Origin of the sequence: Flavonifractor sp. AGMB03687 (assembly GCF_017811815.1) — a bacterium.
GTDB lineage: Bacteria > Bacillota > Clostridia > Oscillospirales > Oscillospiraceae > Flavonifractor.
On sequence record NZ_JADKZI010000005.1, the window covers coordinates 13,822 to 30,720 of the forward strand.

At 65.4% G+C, this 16,899-nt stretch carries 12 protein-coding genes and 2 pseudogenes; 4 read left to right on the forward strand and 10 right to left on the reverse strand.

The window, feature by feature from the left end:
- Positions 1-20: 20 nt before the first annotated feature.
- The 3 genes from J9789_RS11525 to secA form a co-directional block, all read right to left on the reverse strand.
- Positions 21-1,583, reverse strand: a complete 1,563-nt coding sequence (locus J9789_RS11525; RefSeq protein ID WP_245185242.1) for an ABC transporter substrate-binding protein — start codon at positions 1,581-1,583, stop codon at positions 21-23.
- Between the two features lie 66 nt (positions 1,584-1,649).
- The gene (pgeF, locus tag J9789_RS11530) at positions 1,650-2,462 is read right to left on the reverse strand and encodes a peptidoglycan editing factor PgeF (RefSeq protein ID WP_209345556.1); all 813 of its coding nucleotides are present in this window, start codon (positions 2,460-2,462) and stop codon (positions 1,650-1,652) included.
- A gap of 77 nt (positions 2,463-2,539) precedes the next feature.
- The gene (gene secA / locus J9789_RS11535; protein ID WP_209345558.1) at positions 2,540-5,287 is read right to left on the reverse strand and encodes a preprotein translocase subunit SecA; all 2,748 of its coding nucleotides are present in this window, start codon (positions 5,285-5,287) and stop codon (positions 2,540-2,542) included.
- Between the two features lie 278 nt (positions 5,288-5,565).
- Between secA and J9789_RS11540 the strand changes: the two genes are divergently transcribed.
- The 4 genes and pseudogenes from J9789_RS11540 to J9789_RS11550 all read left to right on the forward strand — a co-directional run bounded on the left by J9789_RS11540 (position 5,566) and on the right by J9789_RS11550 (position 9,035).
- Positions 5,566-5,976 carry a hypothetical protein gene (locus J9789_RS11540; protein WP_209345560.1) on the forward strand — a complete coding sequence of 137 codons (411 nt, stop codon included), beginning with the start codon at positions 5,566-5,568 and terminating at the stop codon, positions 5,974-5,976.
- Positions 5,973-6,398, forward strand: a pseudogene (locus J9789_RS17090) (phosphotransferase); the annotation flags it as partial. The gene J9789_RS11540 and the pseudogene J9789_RS17090, both read left to right, overlap by 4 nt.
- Positions 6,399-6,457: 59 nt before the next feature.
- Positions 6,458-7,858: a leucine-rich repeat domain-containing protein gene (locus J9789_RS11545; RefSeq protein WP_348633681.1), complete on the forward strand. Its 1,401-nt coding sequence runs from the start codon at positions 6,458-6,460 to the stop codon at positions 7,856-7,858.
- A 127-nt stretch (positions 7,859-7,985) separates the two neighbouring features.
- On the forward strand, positions 7,986-9,035 hold the full coding sequence (locus tag J9789_RS11550; protein ID WP_209345564.1) for a stalk domain-containing protein: 1,050 nt from the start codon (positions 7,986-7,988) through the stop codon (positions 9,033-9,035).
- 92 nt (positions 9,036-9,127) lie between these two features.
- Here J9789_RS11550 and mfd read toward each other — a convergent pair whose 3' ends face one another.
- From mfd to J9789_RS11585, 7 genes and pseudogenes are all read right to left on the reverse strand, one after another.
- Complete coding sequence (gene mfd / locus J9789_RS11555; protein ID WP_209345566.1) at positions 9,128-12,625, reverse strand: transcription-repair coupling factor; 3,498 nt, start codon at positions 12,623-12,625, stop codon at positions 9,128-9,130.
- 43 nt (positions 12,626-12,668) lie between these two features.
- Positions 12,669-12,911, reverse strand: a complete 243-nt coding sequence (locus J9789_RS11560) for a phosphopantetheine-binding protein (protein ID WP_245185243.1) — start codon at positions 12,909-12,911, stop codon at positions 12,669-12,671.
- Positions 12,908-13,381, reverse strand: coding sequence for a hypothetical protein (locus J9789_RS17430; RefSeq protein WP_348633683.1), 474 nt, complete (start codon positions 13,379-13,381; stop codon positions 12,908-12,910). The genes J9789_RS11560 and J9789_RS17430 overlap by 4 nt, the downstream gene beginning before the upstream one ends.
- A gap of 15 nt (positions 13,382-13,396) precedes the next feature.
- Positions 13,397-14,251: pseudogene (locus J9789_RS17100) on the reverse strand (AMP-binding protein); the annotation flags it as partial.
- 12 nt (positions 14,252-14,263) lie between these two features.
- On the reverse strand, positions 14,264-15,094 hold the full coding sequence (locus tag J9789_RS11575) for a VanW family protein (RefSeq protein ID WP_209345572.1): 831 nt from the start codon (positions 15,092-15,094) through the stop codon (positions 14,264-14,266).
- 114 nt (positions 15,095-15,208) lie between these two features.
- Positions 15,209-15,805, reverse strand: coding sequence for an aminoacyl-tRNA hydrolase (pth, locus tag J9789_RS11580; protein WP_209345574.1), 597 nt, complete (start codon positions 15,803-15,805; stop codon positions 15,209-15,211).
- A gap of 72 nt (positions 15,806-15,877) precedes the next feature.
- Positions 15,878-16,837 (reverse strand): ribose-phosphate pyrophosphokinase, encoded by a 960-nt coding sequence (locus tag J9789_RS11585; protein WP_209345576.1) that lies wholly within the window; start codon positions 16,835-16,837, stop codon positions 15,878-15,880.
- Between the last annotated feature and the right edge of the window lie 62 nt (positions 16,838-16,899).

Consider the following 16,899-nt stretch of genomic DNA (forward strand, 5'->3'; position numbering starts at 1 on the left):
TGTGGGGAGGCCGGTCTATCTTATTCTGTTTCCGTCTGGGGCCCGATCTTCCAGTAGGCAAACTGGTAAAACACATTCTGCTGAGTGGGGGTCAGGTCGGAGACGGTATTCCACTGGGTGAGCACCGACCAGTTCTTGAAGCAGAGCACCGCAAAGGGGGGCGCCTCCGCCAGCCGCTCATAGAGCCGCTGGGCGCTGAGATCCCGGGCCTGGCCGGTGGCCGCCCGGTAGGTCTGGAGGCGGGCCACCGCCTCGGCGTCGCTGTAGCCGCCGTAGTTGAGGGACCCGCCGCTGGTGATGAGGGCGGTAAGGTCAAAGTCGGCGGTGAGCCGCACCTCCCCCAGATAGAGGTCAAAGTCCTTCTTCTGGAGGGCGGAGACGTAGGCGTCCCACTCCAGCTTGGTGAGGGTGGCTTTGATGCCCAGGTCGTTGAGCCCGGCCACCAGATGCTCCGCCACCGCCACCCGGTCCTGATTCTCGGCGGATACCACCAGCTCCAGGCTGAGGGTCTCCCGGCCGCTGACCCAGCCGCTGTCCGTTTTGGTCCACCCCGCCTCGGTGAGGGCATCGGCCACCCCCTGGGAGGAGTAGCTCAGCGCCTCCGCCAGGTCCTCCTTGTACAGAGAGCTGGCCGGGGACACCGGCAGGGCGGCGGGCTGGGCGTGGCGGGAGTAGAGGGCTGTGGCCACGGAATCCCGGTCAAAGGCCCGCAGCAGGGCCTTGCGCACGCCCGCGTCCCGGCAGGGGCCGCTGGTGGTGTTGAAGCCCACATACACCATGGTGGAGGTGGGATAGTCCACTGTGTCGTAGGACCCGGAGTAGCCCAGGGCGTTGGTGGCGGTGAGATCGGTGGCCACCAGGGAGATCTCCTTGGTGTCGAAGGCGTGGATCAGATCATCGGCCTCCTGAATGGTCCGCAGGGGGATGGTGTCCCGGGGTAGGGTCTGCCCCTGCCACCAGGAGGGGTTGGCGGTGAGGCTCAGGTCGTCCCCGCTGCCGCTGAGCACATAGGGGCCGGTGCCCAGGGGGGTGCGTCCCCCGGTCTCCTTGACGATGGGGATATCCAGCAGGGCGGGCAGGTTGCCGTTGGCCCGGGTGAGGACCACGGTGACCGTCCCCTCCCCGGCGGTAATGGTCCCGATGTCGGTAAACCGGGCGGAATAGAGGGCGCTGGTGCGGGCGCTCTCCAGGGAGGACACCACCTCCGCCGAGGTGAGGGCACTGCCGTCGGAGAAGGTGACGCCGCTGCGCAGGGTGAAGGTCCAGGTCAGCCCGTCCTCCGAGGTGGTATAGCCAGAGCACAGCACCTGCTCCACCTCAAACTGCTGATCCAGGGCGAAGAGGCCCTCGTACATGAGCCCCGCCAGGTTCAGGTTGGTGCGGTTGGAGCTGGTAATAGGGTGGAATCCGGCCTCCGGGTAGCAGGCCAGCACGAAGTTGGTCTGCTGGACCTCCGGCGCGCCGCTCTCGGTGACGGCGGGGGTGGGAGTAGCCTCAGGGGCCGGGTCGCCGGTACACCCCGTCAGGGCCAGGCAGAGGGCAGCCCCCAGTGCCGTCAGACGCAGTCGTGTTCGTTTGTTCAAGGGCAGCCCCTCCTGTCTCAATGAAAAAGGGCGGGCGGCTGATCACCGCCCGCCCCTGTGATTTGATTATACCAGTGCGATCATGGCAGCCTGGCTGCCCCGTTCGCCCTTGGTCACTCTGTGGGACCAGTATTTCTCCGGCAGGCAGGCGGTGCAGTCGGCAGACACGGCAATATGCTCGGGGTCCAGACCGGCGTTCTCCAGCCGCTTGGCGTTGAGAGCCTTCAGGTCCACGTGGAACTTGCCGGTGGGCAGCACCTCAATGCAGTGGAGGGCGGAGGCCCCCATGGCCTCGGTCATGGCGTTGGGCACGTCCTCGTGGGTCTCAAAGCAGCACTTGGAGATGCCGGGGCCGATGGCGGCCAGGATGTCCAGCCGGTCGCAGCCGTAGCAGTCCACCATCCGCTCCACCGCCTTGGCGGCGATGCCCAGGGCGGTGCCCCGCCAGCCGGCGTGGACCGCGCCCACCACCCGGCGCACCGGGTCGTAGAGCAGAATGGGCAGGCAGTCGGCGGTAAAGACGGTGAGCACCACGCCGGGGATGTCGGTAACCAGGCCGTCGGCCTGCCAGGGCTCGGGCTCGTCCAGGGCGATGCCCAGGTCGGCGGAGGTGACGGAGCGCACCGTGTCCCCGTGGACCTGGCTGGCGCACACCACCTGGCGGACGTCAGCACCGATGGCGGCGCAGAAGCGGCGGTAGTTTTCCGCCACCTTGTCCGGGTCATCTCCCCGGGTCATGCTCAGGTTGAGGGAGGAAAAGATCCCCTCCGACACCCCTCCCAGCCGGGTGGAAAAGCCGTGGACCACTCCACCGGCCTCCTCCATGCCTTCGGAGGCCAGGTAGAGCAGGCCGTTTTTATTGTGCTCGATGATGTTCATATGGTCTCCTTTATCCGGGACGGGAACCCGTAGGGGACGGCGTCCCCGACGCCCCGCTTCCGGGGCCTAGGCTGCTTTTAGTCGTCCTCGTGCATACCGCAGCACTTCTTGTACTTCTTGCCGCTGCCGCAGGGGCAGGGATCGTTGCGGCCCACCTTCTGGCCCTTCTTGACGGGCTGCTTCTTCACGGTGCCGTCGCTGCCGGCGCTCTCGCCGGTCACCTTGGCCACCCGCTCGCGCTTGACGGTGGAGCCAACCTGCACCCGGGCCAGGAAGATCCGGCGGAGGGTCTCCTCCTGGATGGCCGCGATCATGCGCTCGAACATCTCGTAGCCCTCGCGCTTGTACTCCACCACGGGGTCGTTCTGGCCGTAAGCCCGCAGGCCGATGCCCTGGCGGAGCTCCTGCATGGCGTCGATGTTGTCCATCCAGTACTCGTCCACCACCCGGAGCATCATAACGCGCTCCAGCTCACGCATGAGGGGCTCGCCCAGCTCGGCTTCCTTCTTGCTGTAAACCTCGGTGGCCTTCCGGAGCAGCAGCTGCTCCAGAGCGTCGGCGTCGTACTTCTGCAGCTCCTCGTCGTCAAACTTGTAGTCCTCGGGGGTGAGGAACAGGCCGCGGTACTGGGCGCACACCTCACGCCAGTTCTCGGCGTCCATGTGCTTGTGCTCGCCCATGTGGGCCGCCACCTCGTTGGAGATGACGGTGGACAGCATGGTCTGAACGGCCTCCTTCAGGTTCTCGCCGTCCAGCACCTTGCGGCGCTGCTCGTAGATGACCTGACGCTGGGTGTTCATGACGTCGTCGTACTCCAGCACCGTCTTACGGGTCTGGAAGTTGCGGGACTCCACCTGCTTCTGGGCGTTCTCAATGACGTTGGACAGCATCTTGGAGTCCAGGGGGGTGTCCTCGTCCACGCCCAGCTTATCCATCATGCCCATGACCCGCTCGGAGCCGAACAGGCGCATGATGTCGTCCTCCAGGGACAGGAAGAAGCGGCTCTCGCCGGGGTCGCCCTGACGGCCGGCACGGCCACGCAGCTGGTTGTCGATACGGCGGGACTCGTGGCGCTCGGTGCCCAGGATGAACAGGCCGCCCACGGCACGGACCTTGTCGGCCTCTTCCTTGATCTCATCCTTGTACTTGGCCTCGGCCTCGGCAAACATCTTCCGGGCGTTCAGGATCTCCTGATCGTCGGTCTCGGCGTAGCCGGTGGACTCGGCAATGAGCTCGTCGGACAGGCCGGCCTTGCGCAGCTCGGCCTTGGCCAGGAACTCGGCGTTGCCGCCCAGCAGGATATCGGTACCACGGCCGGCCATGTTGGTGGCCACGGTGACGGCGCCGAACTTACCGGCCTGGGCCACGATCTCGGCTTCCTTCTCGTGGAACTTGGCGTTCAGCACGTTGTGCTTGATGCCCTTGCGCTTGAGCATCTCGGAGATCTGCTCGGACTTCTCGATGGAGATGGTGCCCACCAGCACGGGCTGGCCCTTGGCGTGGCACTCCTCGATCTGCTGCACGATGGCCTTGTACTTACCCTTCTCGGTCTTGTACACCACGTCGGGCTGGTCGATACGGGCCAGGGGCTTATTGGTGGGGATCTCTACGATGTCCAGGGCGTAGATGGTGCCGAACTCCTCCTCCTCGGTCATGGCGGTACCGGTCATACCGGACAGCTTGTTGTACAGGCGGAAGTAGTTCTGGAAGGTGATGGTGGCCAGAGTCTTGGACTCCCGGGCCACGGTGACGCCCTCCTTGGCCTCGATGGCCTGGTGGAGGCCCTCGTTATAGCGGCGGCCGTACATCAGGCGGCCGGTGAACTCGTCTACGATGATGACCTCGCCGTCCTTCACCACGTAGTCGATGTCCCGCTTCATCAGGCCCCGGGCCTTGATGGCCTGGTTGATGTGGTGGGACAGGGTGGTGTTCTCGGGGTCGGCCAGGTTCTCGATCTGGAACTGCTGCTCCGCCTTGGCGATACCGCGGGCGGTGAGGGTGACGGTGCGGGCCTTCTCATCCACGATGTAGTCGGCGTCCACGTCGGGGTCCTCTTCCTCCTTGGTGTCCACCTTGGCCACCCGCTGGCCCTTCAGGCGGGCCACGAAGGCGTCCACAATGGTGTACAGCTGGGTGGACTTGTCACCCTGGCCGGAGATGATGAGAGGGGTACGGGCCTCGTCGATGAGGATGGAGTCCACCTCGTCCACGATGGCGAAGGAGTGGCCACGCTGCACCATCTCGGTGGCGTAGATGCACATGTTGTCCCGCAGGTAGTCAAAGCCGAACTCGTTGTTGGTGCCGTAGGTGATGTCGGCGGCGTAGGAGGCCTTGCGGTCCTTGGGGGCCACGTCGTGGATCACCAGACCCACGGTGAGGCCCATGAAGCGGTAGACCTTGCCCATCCACTCGGAGTCACGCTTGGCCAGGTAGTCGTTGACGGTGACGATGTGGACGCCCTCGCCGGCCAGAGCGTTCAGGTAGGCGGGCAGGGTGGCCACCAGGGTCTTACCTTCGCCGGTCTTCATCTCGGCGATACGGCCCTGATGGAGGATGATGCCGCCGATGAGCTGCACCCGGTAGGGCTTCATGCCCAGCACGCGCCAGGCCGCCTCACGGCAGGCGGCAAAGGCCTCGGGCAGAATGTCGTCCAGGGTCTCGCCTTTGGCCAGACGCTCTTTGAATTCAGGGGTCTTTGCCTTGAGCTGCTCATCGGTGAGCTTGGAATACTCCTCGTCCAGGGCCTCGATCTTGTCCACGATGGGTTTGATGGCCTTGAGCTCCTTGGCGGAGCTGGTACCGAACAGCTTTTTCAACAGTCCCATGTGATAATTCACCTTTCTGATCTTACACCGCGCAAAGCGCGGCCAATTCGCATTGATTCAGTTTCCTAGTATAGCATAAGGCCACAGAAGAAAAAAGAGGAAATTGTGAACAAATCGCCCCGTCTCTCCCTCCGGCGGCTCCCAAGTGGAAAAATGCGCAATTTTGCACACCTGCATTCTGACAAAGTATGGTACACTCTTTCTATTCCATGGAAACCACTGTATAATAAAGTAAATGAACCCTTTTTATCCCCATTTCCCCGGAAAGGAGAGGCCTTATGAGGACCACGGAAGAACTGCGCAGCGCCATTTGCTCCTCCCGCGACCCCGCCTTGCTGAGCGACAGCGCCTTCACGCCCCCCGACTGTACCTTTTATTTATGCAATCTTTTGGAGCGGCGGGGCTGGCTGGTGAAGGACGCCATCCGGGCCTGCTATCTGGAGCGCTCCTACGGCTACCAGCCCTTCAACGGCACCCGTCCCCCCACCCGCACCTTCCTGCTGCGGCTGGCCCTGGCCATGGACCTGGGCGAGGAGGAGACCCAGCGGCTGCTCACCCGCTGCGGCCGGGCGGTCCTCTACCCCCGCAGCCGGTTTGACGCGGCAGTGCTCTACGGCCTGACCCACCACCTGACCCTGGAGGAGACCGACGAGCTGCTCCTTTCCCTGGGAGAGGCGGGATTGCTATGACCCGGACCGAGGAATTCCGCCAGGGCTACGCCCCGGTGGTGGACAGTCTGGACCTGCCCGACCGCATCGCCCTGGTCTACCGGCCGGAGGCATGCCTGGCGGAGCGGCAGGACCGCAGCGTGTGGCGGCTCCGCCGCCGGTGCGACGAAGCCCCCTTTGTTCTCAAGATCGCCCGGGCGGACGGCGAGGACCTGGAGGAGGAGTTCCGGCTGCTGAGCCAGCTCTACCCCGCTCTGGCGGGCCACGTGCCTCTGGCCGCCGACTGCTTCCGGCAGGAGGGCACCTGCTATCTGGTGCGCAGCTACCTGCCCGGGGAGTGCCTCACCCGCACGCTGGAGCGGAAAGGGCCCCTGGGGGAGGCGGACTGCCGCCAGCTGGCCCTCAAGCTGGCCGCCCTGCTGGAGCAGCTCCACCGCCTGTCGCCCCCATTATCCACCGGGACATCAAGCCGGACAACATTATTATCAGCCCCGACGGGGATGTGGGCCTCATCGACTTCGGCATCGCCCGGCAGTACAAGCCCAACCGGCCCAGCGACACCCGCATCATGGGCAGCTCGGTCACCGCGCCGCCGGAGCAATACGGCTTCACCCAGACCGATGCGCGCACCGACCTCTACGCCCTGGGGGCTACCCTCATCTGGACCCTCACCGGCTCCTACGACCGGGAAAGTCTGGACCACGCCCCCGCGTCCCGGCAGCTGAAGGAGGTGCTGCGCAAGTGCACCGCCTTCTCCCCCGACGACCGCTATTCCTCGGTGGGTGCCCTCACCGACGCCCTCACCGGAAAGGCCCGCCGGAACCGCCGTCTGGGACAGCTGGGCACGGCAGCCCTGGCCTTAATCGCGTGCGCCGGACTGGCGGCGGGCATCGCCCTCCCCCGGGTGCAGGATGGCCGGGCGGTGGAGTTTTCCTCCTACTGCCTGGAGCTGGCGGTGCGGGACGCCCTGGACCAGCCCGGCGGAGAAATCACCTACGGCGACCTGAAGCAGGTGGAGCGGCTGGCCCTGCTGGGCAACGAGGTGCTGGAGGACCCCTCGTCCTATACCTATTATATGGGCGACGCTACCGGCGACACCTCCTGCGGCGACGTGTCCGACCTGTCCCTGCTGGCCAGTATGCCCAACCTGACGGAGGTATGGCTGTGCCGGCAGCAGATCACCGACCTCTCCCCTCTGGAGGGGCTGCCCATCACCACCCTGGTGCTGTGCGACAACTCCATTGAGGACCTGTCCCCCCTCTCCTCCCTTACCAGTCTGAACACCTTGTGGCTGGGGGGCAACACCTCCTCCGATCTGACCCCGCTGGCAGGACTGACCAGGCTGCGGGACCTGAATCTGGACGGGGTGGACGACAGCGGCCAGCTCACCCCTCTGGACAGCCTGACTCCCCTGACTGATCTGCCTCTGGTCCGCCTGTCCCTGGGCTGGCGGACGGTGTCCGACGGAGACTGGTCGGTGTTGGGTACGCTGCCCCTGCTGGAGGAGCTCTCTCTGTGGGCGCCGCCGGAGGAGGCGGTGGCCGCCCTGTGTGAGCGGGACCAGCTGCCCATTCTGAACGTGGGTCTGCTGCCCTGTGAGGATCTGTCCATCCTGGCAGGCTGCCAAGTGGTGGACCTGCGGCTCCACACCGGCCAGGTCTCCCTGGAGGGGGCGGGCGAGCTGCCCCGGCTGCGCAATCTGGGGCTGTTCAGCTCCAAGGTGACCGACCTGTCCCCCCTGGCCCAGGCGGAACTGTTAGAGACCTTCTGCTTCAACGGCCCCGCCGTCCCCGACTTCTCTCCCCTGGCTAATCTCCCCCGGCTCAATCTGGTGCTGGTGCCCCAGTCCATGACCGCCGCGGCGGAGCTGGCCTGCCCCGGCCGGGTCAGCCCTCTGGGATAGCCTTCCCACCGGTTTCGACGCAAGTGTGCCCCTGTGCACACCACTTTCTTACAGTACTGTGGTATGCTGGTTTCAACTCTCAGAAACGGGCAGTTTACACCCGCAGCACATGAAAGGAAGTGTCTCTATGAAGAAAAAGACCCGCGTGGCCGCCCTGGCGCTGGCCCTGGTCCTGGGCACCGGCACCGCCGCTCTGGCCGCCGGCAGCCTGGTCAACATCTCCGTCACCCCCGGCATGAAGCTGTCCATTGACGGCGAGTCCTTTGTGCCCCGGGACGCCACCGGCAAGGCGGTGGACGTGTTCGCCTACAACGGCACCACCTATGTGCCCATCCGGGCCATCAGTGAGGCCTTCGGCAAGGAAGTGGGCTACGACGCCGCCACCCAGACCGCCGTCATCCAGTCGGTGGAGCCCCCCTACGATCCCCGCGAGGTGGAGTATGTGCTCTCCGTAGCCCCCGAAGTTTACACCAATGAGGACGGCACCCAGGAGACCTGGTACAACGACGTGTACTACGAGTTCCGCTGGTGGCTGCCCGAGGAGCAGCAGAACAGCAGCTTTACCGTCAAGCAGGTCTCCGGCCAGCTGCCCGACGGCATCACCCTGGTGGGCGACCACCTGGAGGGCCAGTGCCAGGGCGTGGCTCAGTCCGACGTGACCTTTACCCTCACCCCCAGAAACGGCGACGCCATCACCCGCACCCTCCGCTTCCAGTTTGTAGAGCCCGGCGAGTTTGCCACGGCCCCCATGGTCCTGTGCGGCGTTGTGGGCGAGTCTGTGGAGTGGGCCGGCATCAACACCTTCTATGACGGCATTTTCTATACCGCCGATGATTTGAACGCCGCCAACACCGAAGTGGACCTTGCCGAGCTGGGTTCCTCCCCCATCGGCACCCAGGCGGGCCTGGACGCCCTGGCGGAGTACGGCCTGTCTCTGATCTATGATGAGCAGACCATGGAGGACGGCTATCGCCGGGCGGACAACCTGATCGAGGGCACCTTCACCAAGGGCACCAACGGCTGGGTGAAGATCTCCATCCCCGTCTACGCCACCGTGGGTACTCACGATGCGGAATTCCCGCTGGATCAGAACTTCTGGTTCGCCAACGATGAGAGCGGCAATCCCCAGCTGGTCTACGGCAACATCGATGTGTACCTCAACATCATTGAATTCTAATTGATACCATCTTTCTTTCCCAAAACACCCCTGGGGCCCGGCGCATGTGCGCCAGGCCCCAGGGGTGTTTGTTATTTTTATGAGGCCGGAACTCACGCTCCCGCCGCCCCGAAGTCCTCCATCACCTTGCGGCCCCACTTCAGGGGGTCCTCCCCCTTCTTGAGCCGCAGGGACAGATAGGGCTTCTCGCCGGGAGAGAAGAGCAGCCGTCCCTTGTACTTGTCCATGCCGCACAGGGCGGACACCTGCCGCAGGTCAAAGCCGTCCAGATAGAATTGCAGGCCGCCCCCCTGCTGCTTGATCTGGGTGACGCCGTTCTGGGCGGCGTCCGCCCGCAGCAGGGCCACGGTGATCAGGTTGTTCACCGTCCGGGGCGGGTCGCCGTAGCGGTCGATGAGCTCATCCATCACGTCGTCGGCGTCCTCCTCGGTGCGGATGGCGGCGATCCGCCGGTACAGGTCCATCCGCTCCTCCGGGGAGGGCACGTACCGGTCGGGGATGGAGGCTGCCACACTGAGGTCGGCGGCGCACTCGGTGCGTTTGGGGATGGGCTCCCCCCGCTCCTCCAGCACCGCCTCCTCCAGCAGACGCAGGTACATGTCGTAGCCCACGCTGAGCATGAAGCCGGACTGCTCGGGGCCCAGCACGTTGCCCGCGCCTCGGATCTCCAGGTCACGCATGGCGATCTTGAAGCCGGAGCCGAACTCGGCAAATTCCCGGATGGCCCCCAACCGCTTGGAGGCCACCTCGGTGAGCACCTTGCCCTGCCGGTAGGTGAGATAGGCGAAGGCCCGGCGGGTGGACCGCCCCACCCGGCCCCGGATCTGGTGGAGCTGGGCCAGGCCCATCTTGTCGGCGTCCTCGATGATGAGGGTGTTCACGTTGGCGATGTCGATGCCGGTCTCGATGATGGTGGTGCACACCAGCACATCCACCTCGCCCTCGCTCATGCGGGTCATGACCTCGTTGAGTTCCTCCTGGCTCATCTTGCCGTGGGCCACCGCCACCTCCACATCCTCCCCCAGCATCTCCCGGATGCGGGCGGCAGTGCGGGTGATGGTGTCCACCCGGTTGTGGAGGTAGAACACCTGGCCGCCGCGCTCCAGCTCCCGGCGGATGGCGTCCATCAGCACCCCCCAGTCGTGCTCCAGCACGTAGGTCTGCACCGGCTGGCGGTCCATGGGGGGCTCCTCCAGGGTACTCATGTCCCGGATTCCCGACAGGGCCATGTTCAGGGTACGGGGAATGGGAGTGGCGGACAGGGTGAGCACGTCCACCTGGCGGGACAGCTCCTTGAGCTTCTCCTTGTGCTGGACGCCGAAGCGCTGCTCCTCGTCGATGACCAGCAGGCCCAGGTCCTTGAATTTCACATCCTTCTGGAAGAGCCGGTGGGTGCCGATGAGCAGGTCGATCTGCCCCGCCTCCAGCCGCCGCAGGGTCTCCTTCATCTGGGCGCTGGTACGGAAGCGGCTCACCACGTCGATCTCCACCGGGTACTTGGCAAAGCGCTGCTTGGCGGACAGGTAGTGCTGCCGGGCCAGCACGGTGGTGGGCACCAGGATGGCGGCCTGCTTGCCGTCCAGCACGCACTTCATCACCGCCCGGAAGGCCACCTCGGTCTTGCCGTAGCCCACGTCGCCGCACAGCAGCCGGTCCATGGGCCGGGCGGTCTCCATATCCCGCTTGATCTCGGCGATGCACCGCAGCTGGTCGTCGGTCTCGGCGTACTCGAACTGCTCCTCAAACTCGTGCATCCACTCGGAGTCGGGGGAGAAGGCGAAGCCGGGCTGCCGCTGCCGCTGGGCGTACAGCTGGATGAGCCCCTTGGCCAGGTCCTTCACCGCCTTCTTGGCCTTGGACTTGGCCCGCTCCCAGTCGCCGCCTCCCAGCCGGGACAGCTTGCGGGTCTCATTGGCGTCCTCGCCGCCGCCGATATACTTGCTCACCAGGTCCAGCTGGGTGGCGGGGACGTACAGGGTGTCGGTACCGGCGTAGGCGATCTTCACGTAGTCCTTCTCCACGCCGTCCACTACTTTCTTGGTCATCTCCACGAACCGGCCCACGCCGTGGTGCTCGTGGACCACCAGGTCGCCGGGGGACAGGTCGGCGTAGGACTTCAGCTTCTGCCGGTTGGTGGCAGGCTTGGGGCGGCGCTTCTTGCCCAGGGCGGACTGGCCCTCGGTGAGCACCGCCAGCCGTCCCACCGGGTACTCCATACCGGCGGTGACGCCGCCCACGGCGATGACCGCCTTGCCGTAGGCGGGCAGGTCGTGGAGCTGGAAGTCCACGGCGGTGGTCATCTTCTGCTCCCGCAGCAGGGCCTGGAGGTTGAGGGCCTGCTGCTCGCTGCCCACCAGCACCACGGTGCGGAAGCCCTCGGACACGTAGTGGGCCAGGTCGGAGACGGCGGTCTCCAGGCTGGCGCCGTAGGAGGGCAGCTGCTTGGCCAGCAGGTTGAGCACCGTCCGGGGCCGCCGGGGATAGGTGGAGGAAGCGAAGGCGTCCAGGTAGCACACCGGCCACTCCTCCAGCACCTCCCACAGCTCCTCGGGGGTGCGGGCGAAGTCGGCCAGATCACCGGCCAGCTCCCCCCGCTCCATCAGGGACTTGGCGTCCTCCCCCAGCTGCCACAGGTAGTTCTTCCCCCGCTCAGCCACCCGGCCGCTCTCGCTGAAGAGTATTACCGCGTCCTCCGGCAGATAGTCCGCCGCCGTGGCCATCTGGGGGTAGATGAGGCCCAGATACCGGTCCATGGCCGGGAAGGAGGTACCGGCGGCCAGCCGCTCCCGGTCCTCCTCCAGGGTCTCCACCAGCTTTTCGCTGCCCTTGCGCTTCTTTGCCCGGGCAATTAGCTTGTCCAGGCCCTCCAGCAGGCCGGCCCAGCCCCCGGGGGTGAACTGGGGCAGCACCTCGGCGGCGGGCAGGATCTCCGCCTCGCTGATGTTCTGGATGCGCCGCTGGGTGTCCGGCTCAAAGAAGCCCATGGCGTCGATCTCGTCCCCGAAGAACTCCACACGCACCGGCTTCTGGTGGGCGGGAGAAAAGAAGTCCAGAATGCCGCCGCGCAGGGCGAACTGGCCCACGCCCTCCACCTGCTGGCACCGGGCATACCCGGCGGCGGTAAGGGTCTCGGTGAGCTCGTTGAGATCATGGGCCTCCCCCATGCGGATCACCTGGGCCGCCTGGGTCAGCAGGGTCTTGGGGATGGTGCGCTGGAGGAGAGACTCCACCGTACACACCAGCAGGGCGCACTCCCCCGCCGCCAGCGCCCGCAGGACACTAAGCCTCCGGTGCTCATACTGCCGGGACACCACCGCCGCGTTGTGGAAGGTGAACTCCCGGGCGGACAGGGTGGTCACCTTCTCCCCGGAGAGGGCGGCCAGGTCCTTCTCCATCCGCTGGGCCTCCCCCTCGTCGGCACACACCACCACCACCGGCCGCTCCAGCTCCTGATGGAGCCCGGCGGCAAAGTGGGCCCGGTGGACCGCCGACAATCCGGAAAAAGCCACCGGGCAGGCCCCGTTGTCAATGGCCGCCGTCAGGGCACAATATTCCGGGATATCCTTCAGCGCGGACAGCAGTTGTTTCATGGTACACCTCGAAGAAATGGAAAATTTGGACGGGAAAAAATACTTACTCCTGTTTCTCTGCCTGGCGGCAGAGGGCCAGAATGCCCTCCACCGTGCGGAAGGCGTCCCTGGGCACCCGGGTGGGGTGGATCTGAATGCCCAGGTCCTCCAGCCCCTCCAGCAGGTCGATCATGGCCAGGGAGTCCAAAATGCCCTCCTCCAGCAGGTCGGCTCCGGGGCGGAGGGCGTCCTTGGTGCCGCAGACCTGCACCAGCAGATCCCGAATCCTATCGTCACCCATCATCATAGCATCTCCTCCAGCCGTTTCCGGTCGCATTTTCCGTTGGGGGTCAGGGGCATCCGGTCCAGCAGCTTCCACTGGCCAGGGATCTGATAGGGGGGCAGCCAGTCCGCCAGGGCCTGAGCCAGTTTCTCCGGCTCCAGCCCGGTCCCCTCCACGAAGGCGGTCAGGCCCTTCACCTGTCCCGCCCCGTCCCGCCGGGGGAGCACCGCCGCCCGCTCCACCTGGGGCAGGGCCTCCAGCGCCCCCTCGATGCGGGCGGGCTCCAGCCGGTACCCCTTGTACTTCAGCTGCAAATCCCGTCGCCCGGCCCAGTAGAGCAGGCCCTTTTCCACATAACCCAGGTCCCCTGTGGAATATTTGCCCCCAAACCGTGGGGAGACACTGGCTCCGGTGAGGATGATCTCCCCTTCTTCCAGTGAAATATCCACAGCCCCCTCCCCAACGGTGCCGATGGGCAGGGGTCCGGCGCACATCTCCCGGGAAATGAGGACGGCGCACACGGCGCAGGTGGCCTCGGTGGGGCCGTAGGCGTTGAGGAGCGCCACGCCGGGAAACCGGTCCAACAGCCGCCGGGCGGCGGCGGGGGGCAAAACCTCTCCGCAGGAGAAGACCGTCCGCAGCCGGGGCAGCTTGACGGGACCAAAGGAGGGCTCCGTCAGGCAGAGCCGCAGAAAGGAGGGGGTGGCCACCAGCAAAGACACTTTACTTTCCTCCAACCGGCGGAACAGGGCAGAAAAATCCTCCTTTTCCGCCGGGGTGAGAGCCACATGGGTGCCGCCCCCCAGCAGAGCCAGATAGAGGTCGGCCACCGACAGGTCGAAGGATCAGGCGGCCTGGCCCACCGCTGTCCCGCCCAGGACGGCGGCGATCTCCGGCAGGGCGGAGGCCCACCGGAGGAAGTGCTCCAGATTGCCCAGGCTCACCTCCACCAGCTTGGGCCGTCCGGTGCTGCCCGAGGTAAAGATCTCATAGGCGATGCGGTTGGGGTCATCGGGGAGCGGGCAGGACAGGCCGGAGGAAAAGCCCTCCTCTGCCCTCTGGCGATCCAGCAGAACCGCACCCGCCTGCTCCAGCAGCTCCCGCTGTCCCGCCGGGGGCAGCAGGGGGTCCAGGGGCAGATAGGGCCGCCCCGCCAGCAGGCAGGCCACAAAGGCCACCGGCACCCAGACCTCAGCCGGGTCCCCCATAAGAGCCACCGGGCCGGTCCCCTCCGCCTTCAATTTGGCCGCCAGGCCCTGGGCCATGGGCCACAGCTCGCCCCAGCGAATGACCTTCTCCCCCGCCATCAGGGCGGGCCGGTCCCCCAGAGAAGCACTGTGGGCCTTGATTCGTTCCAGCAGCATCGCGGGCTCCTTTCAGCGGGGTAACATCTGATCCGCCGGGATGAGAGCGGGATCAAAGAGCACCTTGGAGTGGTTGTCCAGCAGCAGCTCCCGCCCCACTTCCGCGCCGGTAGCCCGGTCGCAGGCGATGCGGTAGACCCGGCTCACCCGGTAGTATGCTTCTCCCTCCCGGACGTAGCGGCTCCCCTCCTCCCGCAGCCGGTAGCGCAGGGGGAAGGGGGCCGTCCCCCGCAGCTCGCCGCACAGGTCGTCCCCGTCCAGCCACACCCGCAGCTGGACCGGCTGATCGGTGTCGTTGCGGAAGCGGTAATCCACATGGGGGTAAAAGATGGAGGTGCCGGTGCCGAAGGGCACCCGGCGGCGGTCGTCGGGAAAGAGGGCGTCCGAGTGGTGGTGCAGCTCGGTGACGGTCAGGGGGCTATGGAGCACCAGGTAGTGGATCATGTTGGCCAGCTGGCACAGCCCGCCCCCCACCGCCCGGCCCAGGTTCCCGCTGGCGATGGTAAGCCCGTCCTGATAGCCCTTCCGGGCGGTGGGCTTGCCCACCAGGCGCCAGAAGGAGAAGCTCTCCCCCGGCGCCACCACCACCCCGTCGATGCAGGCGGCGGCCAGGGCCAGATTGGTCCGCTTGCTGCGCTGCAGGTCCATATCCACTCCGGTCAGACGCCGGAGCACCGGGGAGCGGTGCCCCTTGAGGAGCACGGGCAGCTCCTCCTCACACCGCCAGGTGGACCAGTGCACCCCGACCCGCCGGTCGGCCAAGGCTTTTCGGGCTCCCTCTTTCCACAGGGAAATCCGGTAGCACACCGGGCCGTACTGGCAAAACAGCTTGCGTCCCGCCACGGGGACCACCTCCTAAGTTCGGCGCGCCCCCTGCAAAAAAGGAGCGGGCGCGCCCGCTCCTTCTATCCTAGCATTCCCGTCGGGAATTGCAAGTTACGATTTGGCAACAGCCTGTCAGCCGTTGAACTTGTTCATGGCCTTGTCGGGGCCTTCGGCAATGAGGCACTCCACCGCCTTGCCCGCCTTCTCGATGGCGGCGGTGATGGTCTTCAGGTCCTCCCCCACGAACTTGGAGAGCACCCAGTCGGCCATGTCATAATCGGGATGGGGCTTCTCCCCCACGCCCACCTTCACCCGGGGGAACTGGTCGGTGCCCAGGTGCTGAATGATATTCTTCAGGCCGTTGTGGCCCCCGGCGGAGCCCCCCTTGCGGATGCGCAGCTTGCCGATGGGCAGGGACACGTCGTCGGAGATGACCAGCACGTGGTCGGCGGGGATTTTGTAGAACCGGGCGGCCTCCCCCACCGCCTCGCCGGACAGGTTCATATAGGTCACCGGCTTCATGAGCAGCACCTTGGCGCCCCCCAGCTCCACCGTGTTGGTGAGGGCCCGGTACTTCAGCTTCTGCACCGGCACCCGCTGCTCCTCGGCGATGTGGTCGATGGTGAGAAAGCCCACATTGTGCCGGGTGTTCTCATACTTGTCCCCGGGATTGCCCAGGCCCACCACCAGCCACTCCACGCCGGAGGCTCGATTCTTGTTGAAAAACATAGGAACTCCTTAAAAAACAGGCAAAGGCGGGGGCAAGCCCCCGCCCTACCTGATGGTATGGTCAGATTTTCATTACACAAAGAGCTTAGAAACGGAGACCTCTTCGTAGATGCGCTCGATGGCCTCGGCAAACATGTGAGCCACGGACAGATACTTGATCTTGTCGCAGGTCACGCCCTGCTTGGCGGGCACGGTATCCAGGAAGTAGAGCTCCTTGATGACGCTCTTCTCGATGCGCTCCACGGCGGGGCCGGAGAGCACGCCGTGGCTGGCGCAGGCGATGACGTCGGTAGCGCCGCCGATCTCAACCAGAGCCTGAGCAGCACCGCACAGGGAGCCGGCGGTATCCACCATGTCGTCGAAGAGGATGACCTTCTTGCCGCGGACGTCGCCGATGATGTTCATGACCTCGGAGGAGTTGGCCTTCTGGCGGCGCTTATCCACGATGGCCAGACCCATGCCCAGCTTCTGGGCAAAGGCGCGGGCGCGGGCCACGGAGCCCACGTCGGGGGACACCACGATCACGTCCTCCTCCTGGCCAGCAAAGCGGTCATGCAGGTAGTTGGTGAAGATGGGGTTGCCCAGCAGGTTGTCCACGGGGATGTCGAAGAAGCCCTGGATCTGGTTGGCGTGCAGGTCCATGGTCAGCACCCGGTCGGCGCCGGCACGGGTGATCAGGTTGGCCACCAGCTTGGCGGAGATAGGATCGCGGGGCTTGGTCTTGCGGTCCTGACGGGCGTAGCCGAAGTAGGGGATCACGGCGGTGATCCGGCCGGCGGAGGCCCGCTTCAGGGCATCGATCATAATGAGCAGTTCCATCAGGTTGTCGTTGACCGGGGAGCTGGTGGACTGGACCACGAACACGTCGGAGCCGCGGACGGTCTCATAGATGGAGACAAAGTTCTCGCCATCGGAGAAAGCGCCTACCTCAGCGTTGCCCAGCTCCATGCCCATCTCCTTGCAGATGGCCTCGGCCAGAGGGCGGTTGGAAGTGCCGGAAAAGATCTTAATGTCCTTACCGTGTGCGATCATTGTGTAAACATCCTCTCACATTATTAGTGTTCTTTGTCTGGTAGATGCAGAACGTTCTATCT

Excerpts from the sequence above, each read along its gene's own strand:
- J9789_RS11550 (WP_209345564.1), top strand. The coding sequence starts at position 7,986 with ATGAAGAAAAAGACCCGCGTGGCCGCCCTGGCGCTGGCCCTGGTCCTG.
- J9789_RS11560 (WP_245185243.1), bottom strand. The coding sequence starts at position 12,911 with ATGATGATGGGTGACGATAGGATTCGGGATCTGCTGGTGCAGGTCTGC.
- J9789_RS11585 (WP_209345576.1), bottom strand. The coding sequence starts at position 16,837 with ATGATCGCACACGGTAAGGACATTAAGATCTTTTCCGGCACTTCCAAC.
- mfd (WP_209345566.1), bottom strand. The coding sequence starts at position 12,625 with ATGAAACAACTGCTGTCCGCGCTGAAGGATATCCCGGAATATTGTGCC.
- J9789_RS17430 (WP_348633683.1), bottom strand. The coding sequence starts at position 13,381 with ATGTGCGCCGGACCCCTGCCCATCGGCACCGTTGGGGAGGGGGCTGTG.
- J9789_RS11540 (WP_209345560.1), top strand. The coding sequence starts at position 5,566 with ATGAGGACCACGGAAGAACTGCGCAGCGCCATTTGCTCCTCCCGCGAC.
- secA (WP_209345558.1), bottom strand. The coding sequence starts at position 5,287 with ATGGGACTGTTGAAAAAGCTGTTCGGTACCAGCTCCGCCAAGGAGCTC.
- pgeF (WP_209345556.1), bottom strand. The coding sequence starts at position 2,462 with ATGAACATCATCGAGCACAATAAAAACGGCCTGCTCTACCTGGCCTCC.
- pth (WP_209345574.1), bottom strand. The coding sequence starts at position 15,805 with ATGTTTTTCAACAAGAATCGAGCCTCCGGCGTGGAGTGGCTGGTGGTG.